Annotated in this window: 1 protein-coding gene; it reads left to right on the forward strand. The window is 49.8% G+C overall.

What is annotated here, in order from left to right:
* Nucleotides 1-30: 30 nt before the first annotated feature.
* Nucleotides 31-546, forward strand: a 516-nt coding sequence (locus ACTHUE_RS20000) for a hypothetical protein (RefSeq protein ID WP_440424278.1), incomplete at its 3' end; no start/stop codon positions are given.

The raw sequence follows: 546 nt of genomic DNA on the forward strand, positions 1-546 counted from the left end.
GATGAAGCGGGCACACCGAAAACAGCAACCTTGACTAAAGGTAACGACGGCAACTGGACTTCAAACAACCCAGATGTTGCAGTAGACCCAGCGACTGGCAAAGCAACCATCCCAGCAGATAAAGTGAAAGATGGCTCTCCAGTGACTGCGAAAGCGACTGACACTACGGGTAATGCAGGTGAAGAAGGTACAGTGAATGCAGGTAATAATCCTGATACGACTGCACCAAGCGCACCGGAAGTGACCCCATCAACTACCGATGGCTCAGTGGCTGTGAAAGTGCCTGGAGATGCCCAAGCAGGTGATACTGTAGAAGTAACAGTGACTCCTGAAGGTTCTGACACCCCAGAAAAAGTGACCTTGACCAAACAGGCAGACGGCAGCTGGACATCAGACAAACCTGAAACAGTGCCAAGCGTTGAAGCAGGCAAAGACAGCACCACTATTCCACAAGACAAAGTGAAAGATGGTTCTGAAGTAACTGCACAGGCGAAAGATCCGTCTGGTAACGAAAGTACTCCAGTTAAAGCCAACGCAGGCAATAAC

It is taken from the genome of Neisseria sp. P0021.S005 (assembly GCF_051956955.1).